Origin of the sequence: Streptomyces sp. NPDC014727 (assembly GCF_043083485.1) — a bacterium.
GTDB lineage: Bacteria > Actinomycetota > Actinomycetes > Streptomycetales > Streptomycetaceae > Streptomyces.
This window is the reverse complement of the sequence record NZ_JBIBYR010000024.1, coordinates 60130-76071: the sequence shown is the minus strand read 5'-3', so window position 1 is coordinate 76071 and position 15942 is coordinate 60130. Positions and strand designations below refer to the sequence as shown.

Annotated in this window: 19 protein-coding genes and 4 pseudogenes; 10 read left to right on the top strand and 13 right to left on the bottom strand. The window is 68.2% G+C overall.

The features are described from left to right. Positions 1-324: 324 nt before the first annotated feature. The 4 genes from ACF1B9_RS29275 to ACF1B9_RS29260 all read left to right on the top strand — a co-directional run bounded on the left by ACF1B9_RS29275 (position 325) and on the right by ACF1B9_RS29260 (position 2687). Positions 325-498, top strand: a complete 174-nt coding sequence (locus ACF1B9_RS29275; protein ID WP_391745449.1) for a CsbD family protein — start codon at positions 325-327, stop codon at positions 496-498. A gap of 304 nt (positions 499-802) precedes the next feature. Then, complete coding sequence (locus tag ACF1B9_RS29270; protein ID WP_391745451.1) at positions 803-1768, top strand: LLM class F420-dependent oxidoreductase; 966 nt, start codon at positions 803-805, stop codon at positions 1766-1768. A gap of 15 nt (positions 1769-1783) precedes the next feature. Beyond that, positions 1784-2446, top strand: coding sequence for a HemK2/MTQ2 family protein methyltransferase (locus ACF1B9_RS29265; protein WP_391745452.1), 663 nt, complete (start codon positions 1784-1786; stop codon positions 2444-2446). A 58-nt stretch (positions 2447-2504) separates the two neighbouring features. Beyond that, entirely contained in the window at positions 2505-2687 is a 183-nt protein-coding gene (locus tag ACF1B9_RS29260; protein ID WP_391745453.1) for a CDGSH iron-sulfur domain-containing protein, read from the top strand. On the opposite strand, the gene ACF1B9_RS29255 is transcribed toward ACF1B9_RS29260, so the two are convergent. Next, a complete protein-coding gene (locus ACF1B9_RS29255) occupies positions 2667-3644 on the bottom strand; it encodes an iron-containing redox enzyme family protein (protein WP_391745455.1) in 978 nt (325 codons plus the stop codon). The genes ACF1B9_RS29260 and ACF1B9_RS29255 overlap by 21 nt on opposite strands. A gap of 682 nt (positions 3645-4326) precedes the next feature. Between ACF1B9_RS29255 and ACF1B9_RS29250 the strand changes: the two genes are divergently transcribed. After that, the gene (locus tag ACF1B9_RS29250; protein ID WP_391745457.1) at positions 4327-5220 is read left to right on the top strand and encodes a Rieske 2Fe-2S domain-containing protein; all 894 of its coding nucleotides are present in this window, start codon (positions 4327-4329) and stop codon (positions 5218-5220) included. 7 nt (positions 5221-5227) lie between these two features. Here ACF1B9_RS29250 and ACF1B9_RS29245 read toward each other — a convergent pair. The 11 genes and pseudogenes from ACF1B9_RS29245 to ACF1B9_RS29195 all read right to left on the bottom strand — a co-directional run. After that, positions 5228-5452 (bottom strand): annotated as a pseudogene (locus ACF1B9_RS29245) (plasmid stabilization protein); the annotation flags it as partial. A gap of 103 nt (positions 5453-5555) precedes the next feature. Continuing rightward, positions 5556-6371 (bottom strand): GvpL/GvpF family gas vesicle protein, encoded by an 816-nt coding sequence (locus ACF1B9_RS29240; protein WP_391745459.1) that lies wholly within the window; start codon positions 6369-6371, stop codon positions 5556-5558. Continuing rightward, complete coding sequence (locus ACF1B9_RS29235) at positions 6368-6790, bottom strand: gas vesicle protein (RefSeq protein WP_391745553.1); 423 nt, start codon at positions 6788-6790, stop codon at positions 6368-6370. The genes ACF1B9_RS29240 and ACF1B9_RS29235 overlap by 4 nt, the downstream gene beginning before the upstream one ends. Positions 6791-6896: 106 nt before the next feature. Continuing rightward, positions 6897-7147 (bottom strand): annotated as a pseudogene (locus tag ACF1B9_RS29230) (gas vesicle protein GvpG). A gap of 9 nt (positions 7148-7156) precedes the next feature. Next, on the bottom strand, positions 7157-7870 hold the full coding sequence (locus ACF1B9_RS29225; protein ID WP_391745461.1) for a GvpL/GvpF family gas vesicle protein: 714 nt from the start codon (positions 7868-7870) through the stop codon (positions 7157-7159). A 3-nt stretch (positions 7871-7873) separates the two neighbouring features. Then, a complete protein-coding gene (gene gvpJ / locus ACF1B9_RS29220) occupies positions 7874-8311 on the bottom strand; it encodes a gas vesicle protein GvpJ (RefSeq protein ID WP_391745462.1) in 438 nt (145 codons plus the stop codon). 86 nt (positions 8312-8397) lie between these two features. Further along, positions 8398-8781 carry a gas vesicle protein gene (locus tag ACF1B9_RS29215; RefSeq protein WP_391745463.1) on the bottom strand — a complete coding sequence of 128 codons (384 nt, stop codon included), beginning with the start codon at positions 8779-8781 and terminating at the stop codon, positions 8398-8400. Positions 8782-9235: 454 nt separating this feature from the next. Beyond that, positions 9236-9718 (bottom strand): hypothetical protein, encoded by a 483-nt coding sequence (locus ACF1B9_RS29210; RefSeq protein ID WP_391745465.1) that lies wholly within the window; start codon positions 9716-9718, stop codon positions 9236-9238. A gap of 69 nt (positions 9719-9787) precedes the next feature. Continuing rightward, positions 9788-10342: a hypothetical protein gene (locus tag ACF1B9_RS29205; RefSeq protein WP_391745467.1), complete on the bottom strand. Its 555-nt coding sequence runs from the start codon at positions 10340-10342 to the stop codon at positions 9788-9790. A gap of 924 nt (positions 10343-11266) precedes the next feature. Next, positions 11267-11590, bottom strand: a pseudogene (locus ACF1B9_RS29200) (transposase); the annotation flags it as partial. Between the two features lie 133 nt (positions 11591-11723). Next, positions 11724-12536: a hypothetical protein gene (locus ACF1B9_RS29195; RefSeq protein ID WP_391745469.1), complete on the bottom strand. Its 813-nt coding sequence runs from the start codon at positions 12534-12536 to the stop codon at positions 11724-11726. A gap of 177 nt (positions 12537-12713) precedes the next feature. Between ACF1B9_RS29195 and ACF1B9_RS29190 the strand changes: the two genes are divergently transcribed. From ACF1B9_RS29190 to amaP, 5 genes are read left to right on the top strand one after another with little or no spacing between them, the layout of a single operon-like run. After that, a complete protein-coding gene (locus ACF1B9_RS29190; RefSeq protein WP_391745470.1) occupies positions 12714-13139 on the top strand; it encodes an Asp23/Gls24 family envelope stress response protein in 426 nt (141 codons plus the stop codon). Between the two features lie 37 nt (positions 13140-13176). Further along, positions 13177-13404, top strand: a complete 228-nt coding sequence (locus tag ACF1B9_RS29185; RefSeq protein WP_391745471.1) for a hypothetical protein — start codon at positions 13177-13179, stop codon at positions 13402-13404. After that, the gene (locus ACF1B9_RS29180; RefSeq protein ID WP_391745472.1) at positions 13401-13838 is read left to right on the top strand and encodes an Asp23/Gls24 family envelope stress response protein; all 438 of its coding nucleotides are present in this window, start codon (positions 13401-13403) and stop codon (positions 13836-13838) included. The genes ACF1B9_RS29185 and ACF1B9_RS29180 overlap by 4 nt, the downstream gene beginning before the upstream one ends. Continuing rightward, the gene (locus tag ACF1B9_RS29175; protein ID WP_391745473.1) at positions 13835-14473 is read left to right on the top strand and encodes a DUF6286 domain-containing protein; all 639 of its coding nucleotides are present in this window, start codon (positions 13835-13837) and stop codon (positions 14471-14473) included. Before ACF1B9_RS29180 ends, ACF1B9_RS29175 begins: the two co-directional genes overlap by 4 nt. Before the next feature lie 9 nt (positions 14474-14482). Next, entirely contained in the window at positions 14483-15079 is a 597-nt protein-coding gene (gene amaP / locus ACF1B9_RS29170) for an alkaline shock response membrane anchor protein AmaP (protein ID WP_391745475.1), read from the top strand. A 22-nt stretch (positions 15080-15101) separates the two neighbouring features. Here amaP and ACF1B9_RS29165 read toward each other — a convergent pair. Then, positions 15102-15795 (bottom strand): annotated as a pseudogene (locus tag ACF1B9_RS29165) (transposase); the annotation flags it as partial. Positions 15796-15942 lie beyond the last annotated feature (147 nt).

The window sequence follows — 15942 nt, the reverse complement described above, 5'->3', positions numbered from 1 at the left end:
GAAAGGACGAGAGCAATGACCACAGAACCTTCCCCCGAGGGTCCCGGGCCGGTCCCCAGTCGGCCGGACCCGGTGCCGCACGACCCGCAGCCGCCGTCCGAACCAGGTCCCGGCGAACCCGAACCCCAGCCGGACACGGAGCCGTCCCCGGCGCCGGGGCCCGGTTCCCGTCCGGTCCCCGAGCCGCCCGACTGAGCGGAGGGTGTCGCTCCCGCGGCCCTTCTTTCCGGTTGCTCATGAGCGCGATACCTCACCGATTGCGGCCCCGGAATGATCGTCGCAAGGTGGATACGTCACCCCTCCCCAGTGAAGGACAGAATCGTCATGGGTAAGGCAAAGGCGAAGGCCAAGCAGGTCAAGGGCAAGCTGAAGGAAACCGTCGGCGATGCCATGGACGACAAGGGCCTGCAGGCGGAGGGCCGCGGCGAGCAAATGACGGCCAAGGCCCAGGAGACCGCGGCAAAGGCGGCTGAGCGGCTGAAGAAGTCCGGACGGTAAGACCTGCGTTGCGGGCCGCGCACCCTGGGCGACCGAACCCTGGGCGACCGCATCCGGGTTTCACGGCCGGAGGGCGGCCTGGTGCCGGCCGCGCGGCCGACACCAGGCGTCAGGTTTCGTTGCTCGGTGAACGTATCGGCAACACCGGATCGCCGAGGCTGAGCCCCGCACCCTGTTTTCATCCTGTCTCCCGTGGAGGCAGGTGAGCCTTTGGGCCCGAGGCGAGCGGTCTCGCCCCATGACCCGGGATTCCCGGAGTCGGACAGCTCGTGTGCGGAGCCGAAGGCTCGGCTAGGAGTGTCCCATGGTGCTGGTCGGATACACGATGATGACCGAGCAGGCCGGTCCGCGTGAACTCGTCGAGCACGCGGTGGGCGCCGAGCGCGCCGGCTTCGACTTCTCCGTCACTTCGGACCACTTCTTTCCGTGGCTGGACTCCCAGGGGCACGCCCCGTACGCATGGAGCGTGCTCGGCGCGGCCGCACAGGCCACATCGCGGATCCCGTTGATGACGTACGTGACATGCCCGACCGTGCGATACCACCCTGCGGTGGTCGCTCAGAAGGCCGCGACGATGCAGATGCTCTCCCGGGGGCGGTTCCGACTCGGTCTCGGCTCCGGTGAGAACCTCAACGAGCATGTGGTGGGCGCGGGCTGGCCCGCCGCACACGTTCGGTTGGAGATGCTGGAAGAAGCCGTGGAAGTCATTCGCGCTCTCTTCGGTGGCCGTGACGTGAGCCATCACGGCACACATTTCGACGTGGAGAACGCCAAGCTCTGGGACCTGCCGGACGAGCTGCCGGCGATCGGGATCGCGGTATCGGGGGAGCGGTCTTGCGAGATCGCCGGCCGACTCGGCGATCTCGTCATTGCCACCGAGCCCGAGAGCGACCTGCTGGACGCTTTCGACCGACACGGCGGTACGGGCAAGCCGCGAGTCGGCCAGCTGCCCGTCTGCTATGACACAGACCGGGATGCGGCGGTCGCACGGGCGCACGACCAGTTCCGCTGGTCGCTCGGCAGCTGGAAGGTCAACGCAGAGCTGCCCGGGCCGGCCGGATTCGCCGGGGCCTCCCAGTTCGTGCGCCCGGATGACATCACGGATTCGATCCCGTGCGGTGACGACGTCGGTACCTTCGTCGAGGCCGTGCGTCCCTATGCAGAGGCGGGTTTCACGGAGATCGCCCTGGTCCAGGTCGGTGGTGACCATCAGCAGCCGTTCCTCGACTGGGCGGAGAAGGCCCTGCTGCCCGCCCTGCATGATCTTTGAGAGCCGGTCGCGACAGTGAAGTTCCTCCAGCCTCCGGGTGTCTACGCGCCACAGGAAGACACCGCCATGCTGATATCCGCTCTGCGGCGCGAACGTCTGTCACCCGGAGCGGAGGTGCTCGACGTGGGTACCGGTACCGGCGCGGTGGCGATCGCCGCCGCCCGACACGGCGCCGCCCACGTGATCGCCATCGACACGTCGGCCGCGGCGGTGCTCACGGCACGAGTGAACGCACTGCTGTCCGGGCATGCGCGGGCTATCCGGGCCAGCCGCGGTGACCTGACGGAGCCTGTGACCGGCCTGAGGTTCGACCTGGTGCTGGCGAACCCGCCCTACGTACCGTCCGCGAACGTCCGATTGCCTCGTCGCGGTACTGCTCGCGCCTGGGAGGCGGGGATCGACGGCCGGGGAGTGATCGACCGGCTCTGTGCGAAGGTCCCCGCTCTGCTGCGCCCTGGGGGTGTGCTGCTCGCGGTCCACTCCGCGCTGAGCGGCCCAGTGATCACCGTAGCGCGACTGGCTGAAGCCGGTCTGGACGTCACCGTGACCGACCGCCGGTTCGTACCCTTCGGGCCTGTCCTGCGTGAACGGGCCGACTGGCTGGAGACGCAGGGCCTGATCGAGCCTGGCCAGGAGAAAGAGGAGCTGGTGGTGATCCGTGCAGAACAGCCGTACTGAACCGGAGACCACACCTCGGGCAGCTGCACGGCGCGTCAGGCAGGAGCCGGGCGGACCCATGCTCGTGGATGGGCCCGTTGAAGTGGTCCAGGAGGACGGCACCCTTGCTCGCTCGGACCGTCCTGTTGTCGCACTGTGCACCTGCCGACGGAGCCGCATCTTCCCTTGGTGCGACACGAGCCACCGCGGTCGGAAGAGGCCGAAAGCCCCATCGCCGGCCTCAGAGCGGCACACGGAGTGAGGACTCACCGCGCCGCCAGGCGCCGAGCAACTGCTCCCCGAACCTGTCTTCCAACCATCCGGTGGCCGCGATACCGAAGGCGACGTCTGGTGCCAGATCCGGCTCCTCCTGAAGCAGACCGGCGACGACCTCATGTCGCATGAGTTGCTCATGCACGGCGTCGGCCTCCACATGCTCCGCATAGAAGTGGACCGCCGCAGGCCCGGCACCGGCTCGCTCCAATGCCTCAGCGAGGCGCCTGGACCCCGGTGATGAAGTGATCTCCACTGAAGCGAAGTGACCGATCAGCGCACCACGGTGTGAGCGGTGGAGTCCGAAGAGTGACATGAGGTTGACGGTCGCGAGCATCTGCCGCGATCCGGCTTCGAGGTAGCGCCCGTACGAGGTGTCCAGGTGGAGGTCCGCCATCAGATCGGCGAACAGCTTCGAGTGGATCTGTTCCGCCCGTCCCGCTCCGAATTCGTCGTACTCCACTGTGGCCATTCCTGCCTTGGCCCGGCCCGTCAGGCGTGGAATCACCCACACGTGCGGGTCGGCCTCCTTGAGGTGGTACAGCGAGCGGTGGGCGGCGTACTCGCGCAGATGCCACAGCTCGCCCTCGTCCCGCAGGAAGTACGACACGCCTTCGGCGTCCACCGGTTCCAGAACGGCTTCCTCCAGCGCGCTGCCGACATCTTCGGCCACCGGCACGTCAGCGCGCAGAGCCGCCAGGAACCCGCGCTCCAGCGCGGCACGCACCCTGAGCAGTTCCGGATCCCACTCCCAGGCACCGTCCACCCCGTCGAAGCCGCGGTAGTGCAACTCGTAGCAGAGGTACAGGGCGAGCTGGAGGTCGTCGCCGTACGGGTCGGCGCCCGCCGTCAGGGACGTGTCCGGCAGCCTGCGCCGACCCGGTTCCCGGCCGAGCGCTTCGATCAGGGCGGCGGATACCTCACCTCTGGTGTCCGGCAACTTCATGGGGGGCTTCCTCTCCTCGGCCCGCCGGCTCGTTCCGTGGGGGCACCGCGAGGGAGAAGGAGTGCCCGGCGGGGTCGGCGTAAAAGCGTACGCCGCGCGCCCACCGCCGGCCTTCGCGTCCATCGGCATTGCCCCGGGACTCGCCGCTTCTCGTTCCGCCTCGTCCAGATCACCGTGCGTGACGAGTATCCGAAGATGGGCCTGCTGGACGTCGTCTGGCCGCGGCAGGCTGGGAGGGGCGTAGCCGTGGCCCCGGCGGATCGCCAGGTGTACGCGGTTGTGGCTGACAAGTCCACAAAATCAGGATCGCTCACCGCCTGGATTTCCGCATTGAGCAGTGACACGTTGAACTCCGCCAGGGCTTCGGGCTCCGCGGAGTCACGACGACTCCGGTGTGGCCGCCAATTCCGCGCCGCGGACTGGGGCGGCGTGTCCGGGCTGCGGGAGACAGTCGAGCCGGATACACAGCTCCTACCTGCGGATCCCTGCAGATGTATTCAGGGCCGCCGGGTTGTCCTCTGTCCTGCGGCTCCGTGGATTCCTCCGTGGAGACGCCTGCAGCCACCAGAGTGGAGCGGAGCTGACGCTTGTTTGGGAATCGGCCGCACATGGCAAACCGCTCACCATGCGGCTTCCAGCGGGGTATACGAAATTCGCCGTTCTCGTTCCGAGCAGCGGCAGGGTGACAGTGGCGGCCGCCCGTGCCGAAGACCTCTTTCTGAGGTCCCTCGACGCGCTGGGGCGCCTGGAGAAGCTTGATGTGGTGATCAGCCCCGTGCGGCGGATGGTGCGCGGCGTGCCTCTGGGGCGCTGTCGCGATGTACTGCACGGTCTGCCGATCGGTCATCCCCTGCACCCCGCGCTGGTGCAGGTTCCGATGGGCGCGTGGTTTTCCGCCGCGGTGCTGGACGTAGTGCCAGGCACCCGGCGCAGTGCCCGCATCTTGGTAGGCGTGGGCGTCCTGGGGGCCGCGCCGGCTGCGTTGGCCGGCTGGGTGGACTGGGCTGAGCAGCACGAGGACCAGATGCGTACCGGTCTGGTGCACGCGGCGTCGATCGCCGCAGCCATCGGGCTCTACACGGGATCTTGGGTGCATCGTGGCCGGGGCCGTACGGCATTGGGCAAGGCGCTCGGTTTTGCGGGGCTGTGTATGGCCGGTACCGGCGGGATGCTCGGTGGCCATCTCGCCTATCGCCAAGCCGCAGGTGCCAACAAGGCGGCAGCGGTCCGGCGTCTGTTGGAAGAGGGCTGGCATACGGTCGGCAGAGTGGAGGACTTCCCGGTCGGTGAGGCCGTGCGGCGGCAGTTGGGTGAAGTGCCTTTGCTGGTGTTCCGTCAGCCGGGCGGCCGCATTCATGTCCTCGCCGATCGGTGCAGCCACCTGTCAGGGCCCCTGTCGGACGGGAAGATCGTCGACGGCTGCGTGGAATGCCCCTGGCACGGCAGTGTCTTTCGACTGTCGGACGGCGCGAACGTACGTGGGCCGGCTACCGCACCGCAGCCGTCCTTCCAGGTGAGCGTGGACAGCGACGGCACGGTCCACGTACGGCTGCCCGGCGCCGGGTGCACCACGTAGTGACGTATCAGCGACCCAGGGCATTCCGAAATTGCTGCTTGTTCATCGAGGAGCGGCCGTCGATGTTGCGACTCTTCGCCTCCTCGTTCAGCTGATCCTTCGTCGGCCCTTGCGAACCGCTGTGGGACCGTCCGCCACCACGTTGTGAGGCGGACCTTCTGGCTTGAGTGACCACCTTGCCGGAGGTCTTCGGCTCGCCGGAGCGCGCCCGCTCCTTGTTCACGGTGCGCGCGGTGGCCGCCGCGTCGGCGACTTCGTCGAAGCGGCGGCCGGGCCGGCGGGTTTCATCTGTCGTGGCCGCCCTTCTGCCGCGGCCGACGGCCCGCCGTCCGCACTCACGGCGCCGCTCTCTTCAACGGTTCGGCTTCGGCGGGCGTGGCGAAGGAGTAGGGCGCCCAGGGTCCGGTGACCTCGATGCGTACCCCTGGAAGTTCCTCGGCGGCCTGCATGACGTCGGTCCGGAATTGTTCGGAGTGCGCCAGTGGCACGAGGTAGGCGTCATTGACGACGTTCTCTCCCGGACCGCGGGCGAGTGCACCTTGCTGGGTCCGGTGCTGGACCCGGTCAACGGCCACTTTTCGGGCCGCGTCCTCGACACGCCGGGCCGCCTGTTCGGCGTCGCGGTAGGCGTCGTCGCGGGCGTGGCGCTGGGCTCTGCGGTGGCTGAGATAGGCACGTCCGGGGGTCAAGGCCGGATCTGCGGACGGCTTTGCCGGGCTTTCGGTGGCCGAGGGCGCTTCGACGTAGATCTTGACGCCCCATTCCACCTGTGCGGCCAGGTCGGACAGCCGCTCGGCGAACGCCTCCCGGCAGGCATCGAGCATCTGCCCCACCCGCTCGTCGTCGAGGTACACGGTGGCCAGCCGGAGCGGCAGGACGGTGGTGCGCGCGGCCAGCGCCTCGATCACCCGGTGATGTGCGCGGGCGACCGACTCCAGCCAGTCCAGGTCCTCGAGGTGCGCGCGCAGCGCGGCTTCCTGGAAGTCTTGTGCGGGCACCGGGCTGACCGCGACCACCACGTCACCGCAGTGTCCTGTGTGCACCAGATGCACCGGCGCGTCCGCTACTCCGGGGAGCCCGGACAGCTCCTCTTCCAGCACTCCGTCAGTGTCCCGCGCCACGGCGTAGGCGTAGGTGATGACCTCGGTCATGACTCATCCCGCTTCTGCGGCTCGGCCCGTTTGGTACGTGATGTGCGTGCGGTGCGGCGGCGGGCCGCAGGGCGGCTCTCCTCGTCGTCGCCCGGGGGCAGCTCACCGCCCTCGCGCATGGTCTCGATCTCAGCGCGCAGCCGCTTGTTCTCCTGGGCGAGTGAGCGGTAGCCGTCGTTGGCGCGTGAGGACAGCGAAGGATCATGCTCCCACCAGTCGATGCCCATCTCCTTCGCCTTGTCCACCGATGCGACCAGCAGGCGCAGCTTGATGGTGAGCAGTTCGATGTCCAGCAGGTTGATCTGGATATCGCCCGCGATGACGATGCCCTTGTCCAGGACCCGCTCCAGGATGTCGGCGAGATTGGCCGAGGAGCCCTGACCGGCGTAGGGGCCGGTCCTGGACGGGAAGTCGCCCATCCTCCTGGCGACGGGTTGGTTCACGGCGCTGCACCTCTATCCCGGGTGTCCCGGCGTTGCGACGAGAGCGCGTGGCGGCACTCCGTCTCCGCGGCGGCTGCCGCGATCAGGTATCGGTCTCCTGGACATGGGCCCTGATCTCGTCCAGTCGGTCCAGGAGTTCGTCCTCGCGCCGGTCGAAGGTTTCCTCGTCGATGTCTCCTGCCGTCAGCGCCTGCTCGAGCTCGGCGAGTTCCCGCTCGACGGGTGCGGGTCGTAGTACTCGTTCTCCGCGGTCACGACGACGCGCTCGATGACCCACGCCGCGCCGCGCACCGGCACCAGTGGCAAAGTGGCGAGTTGGGTCAACAGTCCCATGAGGATCCCTCAGACGAAGCTGTAGGCGGGCAGCGGGCCGAGCAGTCGGAGGTTGAAGTCCTCACCCAGCTCCTTGGCGAGACCCTGCTCCGCACTGAGGAAGCTCTTCTCGTTGTCCCGCTCCACCAGGAAGGACACGCTCAGGAAGTCGTTCCCGGTCGGCTGCGACGAGCGTTCCTCCCGCGCGAATCCGCGCAGCGCATCGAGGACTTCGGCGGCGAGCTGATCCTGCCGCGCCTGCACTTCCTGGGAGACCAGTTCCCCGAGGGCGAGCGGCAGTTCCGGGCTGCCGTTGCCGCTTCTGATCTCCTCGTTGAGCCCGCGCGCCTCGTCGGAGTCCTGAAGGATCTGCCGCAGCATCGCATCCTCGTCCTGGGCGGCCTTCAGGTGGTATTCGACGCAGCCTTCGAGCGTACGCAACCGTTCGGTGAACTCGTCCGTACGATCCTCCAGCACCGCTCGGACGGCGTCGTCGTCCGTGGTGGTGAGGCCGAACTGCAGCGGCAGAACCGTGCCGTCGGCCATCAGTCGCTCCTGGACGGCCTGGTGCGCGCCGAGGTCACGGCGTTTGGGCCGTAGCTCCTCGGGGGCGTCGCTGACGACCGCGGACAGCTTTTTGGTGTGCACTGTGCGGAGGGTCGAAGGCGGGTCCCCCACCCCGTCGAGGTCGGCCAGACGCTGCGGATGGGTTGTCGCGACAATGGAGTAGACGTATACGGCCATGGCTCACTCCTTCCGGCGCCGGGCGGCAGGCCGAGGCCTCGGCCGCTCCCGCCTCTCCTCGGGCTCCTCGTCGTTCTCATGGCGTCTCTTGAGGGCGTCGGTCACCACCTCTGCGGCCCCGCTGAGGGCTTCCTCGGCCTTGCCATGTGCTCCGCCTTCGGTCACCTCGCCGACCAGGTCGGTCAGCTCGGAGGGCGCCTTGCGGCCCTCCTCCAGGTCGAGGCGGTTACATGCCTCTGCGAAGCGCAGGTAGGTGTCCACGCTCGCCGCGACGATGCGGGCGTCGACCTTGAGGATCTCGATGCCCACCAGCGACACACGCACAAACACGTCGATGACCAGGCCACGGTCCAGAATCAGATCGAGGATGTCGTAGAGGTTCCCGGACCCTCCTCCGCCGCCCCTGGAAATGGTTCCTCCGCCTTGCGGCACCACAGTCATGGTGCCTCCTCTCAGGGGCTCACGCCTGGCTCCGGGCGTGCTCTCCGGTCGTCTTGCGAACGGCGCTGCGGTGGCAGCCGCAGACCCTAGCTACGCTGGTCGGTCTGCCCTCGGGTGTAGCGACGGGTACGCTCGTACGCCACGAGTTCGCCCTCCTCGTCCAGCGTCACCCGATAAGTCGCCATCACGCTGGTGGTCATGGGGACACGTTCCAGTTCCAGCACTTCCACGTCCGCCAGCCAGCCGTCCTCCGTCGGCTTCACTGCCGAGACGGACTCGGGGGCCCGCCCCAAAAGCTCCTGGAGCTGCTCAGTCGCGTACCGCATAGCCCGCGGGCCCGAAACCCGGCGGGCCGTGCGCTTCGCTTCGCTGGTTCGGCTGCCGGCCGGTCCAACGCCGGTTTTCTTGGCGCTCTGCTTGCTGGACGGACGCCGGACGCGCTGCGTCTCGTGCTCTTCGCCTGCGGCCATGTTCCTTCTCCGGAATCGGAGGCGACACGCTGCCCGCGCCACATTCACGACGCGCCACTTCATGATATACGGCCTGGGCTGACCGCATCTCAGGCTGCCTCGCGCGGCTCTGCCAACACAACCCAGCCGCGTGCCACAGCCCCACCTGAGCCCGACCATGGTGGAGCACTCGACGCCCTGTCGGGTCAGGCGATGCGTGATGCGCCGACAGTAGTTCGTGGATGGCCTGGAGCAAAGCGGCGGTTCGACCGGTGATGAGCGGTCTCATCCCGGTCCGCCGCGGTGTCCCAGCCCGGGTCGCCGCCCGCTCGGCAGCGGCCCCGGGATTCGGCTTTGTGCGCGACCTCTTGGTGATTGGTCAGCCGTCCTTTGTGTGAGTGATCTGCCAGTGCTTCAGGAAGGTGGCGGTCAGCGGTCAGCGGTCAGCGGTCTGCGGACGTGGCGGCGGAGTTGGTCAGGTGCTGAGCAAGCGGTTGAAGAACGAGCGATAGCGCTGAAGCGCAACGCGCAGATCCTCGGTCGCCACCCCCTCACCGCGACGCCACTGGCCTTCGAGACCTCGCTTGTGCTCGGAGAACGTCGTGGCCAAGGCCTGCATCGTCTCGGCGACAAGCTGGTCGGCCGCGTTGACGGCGTTCTTGGGGTCGTCGACGAACTCGCCCTGGATCGTCTGCCACCTGGAGCGGAACTTCTCCTGTTCCTCTCCGAGCAGGGGTGCGTTCTCCTCGACCAGTTCCGCTCCGCGGCGTTCACCGGCGGATGCTCGCCCGCCACCTTCCTCCCGACCCTCGCGGTCGGTGGCCGTGGCATCCCCGGGGTCCTTCGGGGAGGCCTCAGCCAAGCCCGGCGCCTCGTCTCCGGCGCCCTGCCGGGCACCGGTCAGGTCTTGCGTGGACAGAACGCCCTCGTCCCGCTGGGGGGTGTCGTTGTTGCGCATTTCTTCACTTCCGTCCGCCGCTTGTTGCGACTGGGACAGCTCGTCGTCCTCAAGTCGCCGGCGACGGGCTCACGCCTGGCTCTCGCGCGGCCGGTCGCCGTTGTTGAGCAGTTCCGTGAACAGCTCGCGGTAGTGCACCATCGCGCCCCGCAGCTCCTCCGTGGTCGCCTGGTGGCGGCTGCTGCGGTCGTTGACCTCGTGGGCGGCGCGGTAGTGCTCCAGCGTGCGCCCGTGCTCGACCGACAGGTCCTTCAGCTGCTGCTCGTATCCCTTGGTCGGATACCCACGCTCGCTCATGAGTGTGGTCACGAGGCGGTCCGCCTCGTGAACCGCGTCGTCGGGCCGGTCGACGAACTGCTCCTGCACTCGGGTCCAGTCCTGGGCGTAGCGGTCGCGGACAGGTGCGGGCAGTGGCTTGATATCCAGCGCGTCGTGGCGTTCCTCGCGCTCGCGCAGTTCACGTTCGCCCGCCCGGCGGCCGTCCTTGGCCTCCACGGCCCGCTCGTACTCCGGGCCGAAGCGCTCCCGCAACTTCCTGCGGCGCGTGGTGACGATCCACGCTGCCACCGTGCACAAGAGAAGCACGAACACGACGGCAATGATGATGATGGCAATAGGGGACATTGGGTCCTCCGCTCGTTAGCCGAGCCCCCCGCGCAATGCAGCCGCCCCGCTCACGCCTCACAGGCGGTTCAAGCGCCCAGGGCGGCGGTTGTCGTAGAGCGGGGTGCGGCTGTGTCTACCAGTAATGCCGTCGTCCGCCGTCCACGTGCCCCAGGCTGCCCAGCAGCAACAGGACCACCGATCACGATCAGAATGATCCCGACCGCCCACAGAATGGTGGTCTTGGTCAAGAACGCCGCAATCAGCAGGCCGCCTCCGATGACGATCACGGTTTCCTCCGATCACGCATGAGCTCTGTCCCCTTGTTATCGTCCTCCCTGCCTGCAGCACTGACAAATTGGTCAGCAGGGCCAAAAGGGGCCCTTCGTGCGCAGGCCGGACGCGTGCTTACCTGTGCAGGCGCAGATCCTCTGTCTCCACCTGGACGCCTTGGCGACATCAGGTCGCAGGACGACCGCGCCCTTCGCGAGGAAGTGGCACGGACGAGGGAAGGCTGACTGCCTGACTGCCTGACTGCCTGTACCGCGGTGCCGGCCCTGCCGCCCGCGAGGGTGACGCCGGCTGGGCTGTGCAGGGTTTGATGCAGCCGGACCGGTGCCTACGTGTCCCGCCCTGGCGCCTGGTGAAGATCGGCGGCTGCCCAGGCGCCCAGAGTGGGGCGGGGCGGCATATCGAGTGTGACGGCGATGTTGCGGCCTTGGGCCCACCGTGACAGCTGAGAGCGAGCGTGCAGTGCCGACGCGCTCTGCTGTCGTCCGAACGAACTCCCTCGCGTGATCAGGCGACGAGACTCGTCGCCGAGGACGCCGCCCTGGCCCAAGCCTGACGTCCATCGATCTGACACTTCGCGCTTTCGTCGTCAGTGTTGGGGCAGGTCCGCTCCGCCAGGCATCGGGGGTGGTCAGCCGGTCGGCGATATGCGCCCGTCTCGACGGCCACCGTCCAGGCGGTGGGCGGTACTTTGAGGGCTGCCGCGTGGATGGCGTCGGTGATGGTCATGCCGACCGAGTGCGACAGCCACCTTCCCCGCTGGGCGAGCCAGGCTGTGAACTCGCGGGTTCCGCCTCCGGAGTCGGCGCGAATCAGCGTCCGGCGTCCGCGCCGGTACTTCTTCGGTAGCTGAGACAGGGCGAGTTGGGCCGTGGTGAAGTGGTCGGCGGCCGCGTCGCTGCCCGCATTGCCCGGCCTCAGCAGGCCGGCCACCGGCTCCCCGCTCCCACCGCTGCCGTGGTTGACGAACCCCGGCAATTCACGGAAATCCCGAAAGGTGGCACGCCAAGCAAGCGGCCGCGAGGGAATGTTCTATCAGCACCTCCAAGTGGCGTGTTCCTGGACAGCTCCACCGCACCGGAGGCCTCCGCTTTTGGTCAAGGCGTCCGTGTCAACAACCTTCGTGATAGATGGGGCTATAGGCCGTGGCTTCCGTGACGAGGACGGCGGCGGTTACCGGGCCCGGGGTCTTACTGGTGGCTGCGTCGGCTACCGCCGCCCGGACGGCGCGGGCGACTTCCAGCGGATGGCATCCGGGGGTGACCGCGAGCTGGATTTCGATGTGCAAGCCGGGCGGATGGTCATATTGCTCCACTTTGACCGGGTGGCTTCCCAGCATGGCGGTGAGGCGTGCGACGCCCGGAACGGCCGCCACGACGTCCGACAGCTCCCCGATGAGTCCCCGCTCGGGTCCTGTTCCGGTCGTCGGGAGCGAGCTTCGCGCGGCTGCGGCTTCCGGCGGGGGCCCCATGGTCCTCTCGGTCGGCGACCTGGTGCCTCTCTCCGGGCCCTCGTGGAGATCCGTGACGCGCAGATCAACTGCCACGGTGGCCAGGCCTAGCCGCTCAGCGGCCACGTTGAGCAGTGTTCTCCTCAACTGCTCGGCGGTTCGGGGTAGTGGCTGCCCCATGGATGCGGTGAATGCGGCCTCGATCCTGAGGGGGCCAGGCGGTAGCGCGCTGGCCGGCGCTCGGACGGCCGGCTCGGACACGGGCTCGAGCGGTGCAGGTCCGATGCGCAGTGTCTCCAGTCGAACGCCGGGTATCTCGGCGGCTGTGGGTCTGAGGGCCCGGACAGCCGCTTGCTCGGTAATCCACGTCCCATCGTCGGGTTCTCCGAGCGGGAGCAGCCGGCCCAGATCGAGCTGGCGCCGTACTGCCTGCATCCACGCCGCAGTTTTCACCGGTCTCTCACCCTCTCCCATGGCCGCGGCTCTCTCCCTCCGTACTGCGTCCCAATTCCGCAGGGGCTCCGGGCGGGGACGCTCGTGCCGCTTGCTTGACCACCCGTCTCACCATTCGATACTCGGACGAAATGCACTAAAACGAATATAATCTGCCTTGCGAGTGTCAGGTGAGTTCCTTCAGGGAGGAATGACCCGATGACTGAGAACACCGGCGTAAAGCACGGCGGTGCGCCCGGCTCTCGAGGCCGGACGACCATCGCCGACGTGGTGGTGGAGAAGATCGCAGGAATGGCGGCACGCGACGTGCTCGGCGTCCATGCCCTGGGCAGTGGATTCGCGCGCTCGATGGGATCGATGCGGGAGCGGATGCCCGGCGCCGGTAGTGGCAAATCCGTCACACGCGGGGTCAGTGTCGAGGTGGGAGAGGTGCAGGCGGCCATCGATCTGGAGATCGTCGTCGATTACGGCGTCTCGATCACGGATGTGGCCAGTGACGTTCGCGAAAACGTGATCTCCGCGGTGGAGCGGATGGCGGGCCTGGAAGTCGTGGAAGTCAACATCGCGGTCAGCGATGTGAAGCTGCCCGACGAGGAAGACGAAGAGGCGCAGCGGGTCCGGTAGCCAAGGGGGGCAGCCCGCTTGAGTGAAGGAGCGCGTGATGAGCAAGGCCGTGGTGGGCTTGATTGCCGGAATGGCGCTGGGTTTCGCCGGGTACTTCGGTGGCTTCTGGGCCTTCCTGCTGGTGCTGGTGCTGGGCGCCGTCGGACTTGTCGCTGGGCGCTTGATGGAAGGTGATCTCGAACCGGGTGACTTCATCCGCCGCCGTGACGACCATCAAGGGGTCCGCGCTGAGCGGCGACAGGCCCAGGGAGACTGGCGGCAGTGACCAGCGACGCCGATCGTCGTTCGGGCATTCCCGCCGGGGAGCGGGGCGCGATCGCCGTCGCCGACCGGGTCGTTGCGAAGATCGCTTCCCACGTGGCCCGCGAGGCGCTGGGCCGGTTCACCGAGTCGGCCAGCCACGTACCACCCGGCCGCCAGATGCCACGCGCAACGGCGTCCGTGCGGCTGGCACCGGAGCAGGACGACGTAGGACGGGGCCGCGTTCCTGCCGAAAGCCGGTCGGTCGTGCTCGGCGAAGCGCGGATGCGCATCGCCGTGGAGCTGGGCTATCCGTCCGACATCGGGGCTCAGTGCGCGGCGGTGCGCCGCGAGGTCACCGAACGGCTCAGGACATGGGCTGGCATAGACGTGTCCGAGCTCACGGTGTCGGTCGAGAGGCTGCACTCGCGGCATGCAGACCAGGTGAGGGTGAGATGAACGCGGGCACAGGGCGGCAGCCGTCCGCAGGCGGTCCCCGGGGCACGGGCGCGACAGGAGCGGTCCATGAATCGGGCCGGTCGGCGCGCCGCTTCTGGTCCGCACGGCGGATCCCCTCAACCATTGTGGCGCTGCTCTCCGTCGCAGCCATCGGTCTGCTCCTGTACGACGTGGTCTCGGTGCAGGCAGACCGGTCTGCGATGCGCTGGCGTCGGCGGCTCGCCGAGGAACTGGCCACACGGCCACTGGACGACATCTGGATGATCGTGGGTGCCGCAGTGGCGATGGCCCTCGGCCTGTGGCTATTCCTGCTGGCGGTGACGCCGGGACTGCGCAGGCTTCTGCCCATGCGGCAGCCCACCGGTATCCACAGGACAGGGGAGGTCCGCGCCGGGCTCGACCGCTGCGCAGCCGCCCTGCTTCTGCGCGACAGGGCCATGCGCGTGTCCGGTGTCCAGTCGGTACAGGTCGATGTCGGCCGCCGGAAGGTCAACGTTCACGCGCACGCACACTTCCGCGAACTCAATGAGGTCCGTGCAGACCTGGACGCCACGCTGGGCGAAGCCGTGACGACTTTGGGTCTCGCCCGGCAACCCACGTTGGTTGTGCTTGTCCGGCGCCCGAAGAAGAGGTGAGGTGTCCCGATGCTCAAGGCGGTGAACCGGGTGCTGCTGGGGCTGATCGGCCTTGGACTGTTTGCCCTGGGCGGCGGCGTGCTGCTGGGCGGGCTGGATCTGCCTCGCCGCTGGGATTTCGACGTGCCGGGCTGGTGGCCCTTCCGAGGTCCGGACGATGTGGTGCTGGGCGCTGAGGGACGCACCCGGTGGCAGGAGGAGGCCTGGTGGTGGCCGACCGTCATTGCCGCGCTCGCCGTGCTTCTTGCGCTGCTGCTGTGGTGGCTTCTGGCGCAACTGCGCAGACACCGGCTGGGCGAGGTTCTCATTGGCAGCGAAGACGACACTGCGGCCAGACTCAACGGCCGCGCGCTGGAGGGCGCGATCGAAGAAGAAGCGCAAGCCCTGGACGGGGTCTCGCGGGCTTATGTGCGGCTGACAGGTCGGCGTGCTGCTGCAGCCGCACGAGTGCGGCTGCAGCTGAAGCCTCACGCGGAACCAGCGCAGACGCTCGGGCAACTGAGCCGGGAAACGCTCGCACACGCACGGGACTCGGCAGGCCTGGACCGCCTCCCGTCGGAGGTACGACTCCGGGAAGTCCGCCACCGCGCCCGCCGCGTGGCCTAATACTCCAGCCGTAGATCGTGATCTTCAAATGGCTGGCCTGGGCTCGGGCCTGGTGGCGACGTTGCCAGGCGGACCAGAGGAGCCGGTGGGCCACGTCGTGCACAGGCTGGACGACAAGCATCGTGAACAGGCGCTGGATCTCGTTGCAGGTGAGCGGGATCAGCCCGTCCGGGGCAGGCCCGCCTGGGCACCTTCGCGGCCAGGGCATCCGCGCGGAACTTCCCCGCACCGGTGGTGACTTCGGCTGAGCAGGCGACCGCGAGCACGTAGCCGGCCCCGCGCTCTTCCAATGCGGACCGCAGTTTCGGGTTGCCGCCGTAGACCTCGTCGCCTGCGACCCAGTCCACGCGGTGCCCGGCGTTGAGGAACCGGCCGATCATGCGGGCGGCCAGTTCCGGCTTGGTCGCGAAGACGGTGTCCTCGCCGAGGCCCGCGGCCCGGCAGCGGTCCGGGTCGCACGTCCACGAGTGCGGGATGTCCAGCTCCCGGTCCACCGCCGCGTGCCCGCGCCCTCCCGCATAGACGAGGTAGACCGCGACCTGCGCGTTTTCGATCGTGCCGACGGTGCCGGTGTACTGGCGCTGGACGGCGACGGGTGTGCGTGCCCTTCTTCACGTCGCCGGTCTCGTCGACCACCAGCACCGCGTCCTCGTCGCCAAGTCCCTCACCCGGCGCCGGGGCTCAACCCGCGCGAACCGGCCCGCTATCCGGCCCATCAGGACCTCGAACGCCTCCTGCCAGCGGGCAGGGTCTACGCTGTGACCTGCGGCCACCACAAGATCTTCAGTCTTCACACACCGATGATCAGCGGTGGCCGTACACGTCAATCAGCCGACCTGTATTGAGCGCTCCAATTGGTTGTG

Excerpts from the sequence above, each read along its gene's own strand:
- ACF1B9_RS29275 (WP_391745449.1), top strand. The coding sequence starts at position 325 with ATGGGTAAGGCAAAGGCGAAGGCCAAGCAGGTCAAGGGCAAGCTGAAG.
- ACF1B9_RS29270 (WP_391745451.1), top strand. The coding sequence starts at position 803 with ATGGTGCTGGTCGGATACACGATGATGACCGAGCAGGCCGGTCCGCGT.
- ACF1B9_RS29260 (WP_391745453.1), top strand. The coding sequence starts at position 2,505 with ATGCTCGTGGATGGGCCCGTTGAAGTGGTCCAGGAGGACGGCACCCTT.
- ACF1B9_RS29255 (WP_391745455.1), bottom strand. The coding sequence starts at position 3,644 with ATGAAGTTGCCGGACACCAGAGGTGAGGTATCCGCCGCCCTGATCGAA.
- ACF1B9_RS29240 (WP_391745459.1), bottom strand. The coding sequence starts at position 6,371 with ATGACCGAGGTCATCACCTACGCCTACGCCGTGGCGCGGGACACTGAC.
- ACF1B9_RS29235 (WP_391745553.1), bottom strand. The coding sequence starts at position 6,790 with ATGGGCGACTTCCCGTCCAGGACCGGCCCCTACGCCGGTCAGGGCTCC.
- ACF1B9_RS29225 (WP_391745461.1), bottom strand. The coding sequence starts at position 7,870 with ATGGCCGTATACGTCTACTCCATTGTCGCGACAACCCATCCGCAGCGT.
- gvpJ (WP_391745462.1), bottom strand. The coding sequence starts at position 8,311 with ATGACTGTGGTGCCGCAAGGCGGAGGAACCATTTCCAGGGGCGGCGGA.
- ACF1B9_RS29215 (WP_391745463.1), bottom strand. The coding sequence starts at position 8,781 with ATGGCCGCAGGCGAAGAGCACGAGACGCAGCGCGTCCGGCGTCCGTCC.
- ACF1B9_RS29210 (WP_391745465.1), bottom strand. The coding sequence starts at position 9,718 with ATGCGCAACAACGACACCCCCCAGCGGGACGAGGGCGTTCTGTCCACG.
- ACF1B9_RS29205 (WP_391745467.1), bottom strand. The coding sequence starts at position 10,342 with ATGTCCCCTATTGCCATCATCATCATTGCCGTCGTGTTCGTGCTTCTC.
- ACF1B9_RS29195 (WP_391745469.1), bottom strand. The coding sequence starts at position 12,536 with ATGGGAGAGGGTGAGAGACCGGTGAAAACTGCGGCGTGGATGCAGGCA.
- ACF1B9_RS29190 (WP_391745470.1), top strand. The coding sequence starts at position 12,714 with ATGACTGAGAACACCGGCGTAAAGCACGGCGGTGCGCCCGGCTCTCGA.
- ACF1B9_RS29185 (WP_391745471.1), top strand. The coding sequence starts at position 13,177 with ATGAGCAAGGCCGTGGTGGGCTTGATTGCCGGAATGGCGCTGGGTTTC.
- ACF1B9_RS29175 (WP_391745473.1), top strand. The coding sequence starts at position 13,835 with ATGAACGCGGGCACAGGGCGGCAGCCGTCCGCAGGCGGTCCCCGGGGC.
- amaP (WP_391745475.1), top strand. The coding sequence starts at position 14,483 with ATGCTCAAGGCGGTGAACCGGGTGCTGCTGGGGCTGATCGGCCTTGGA.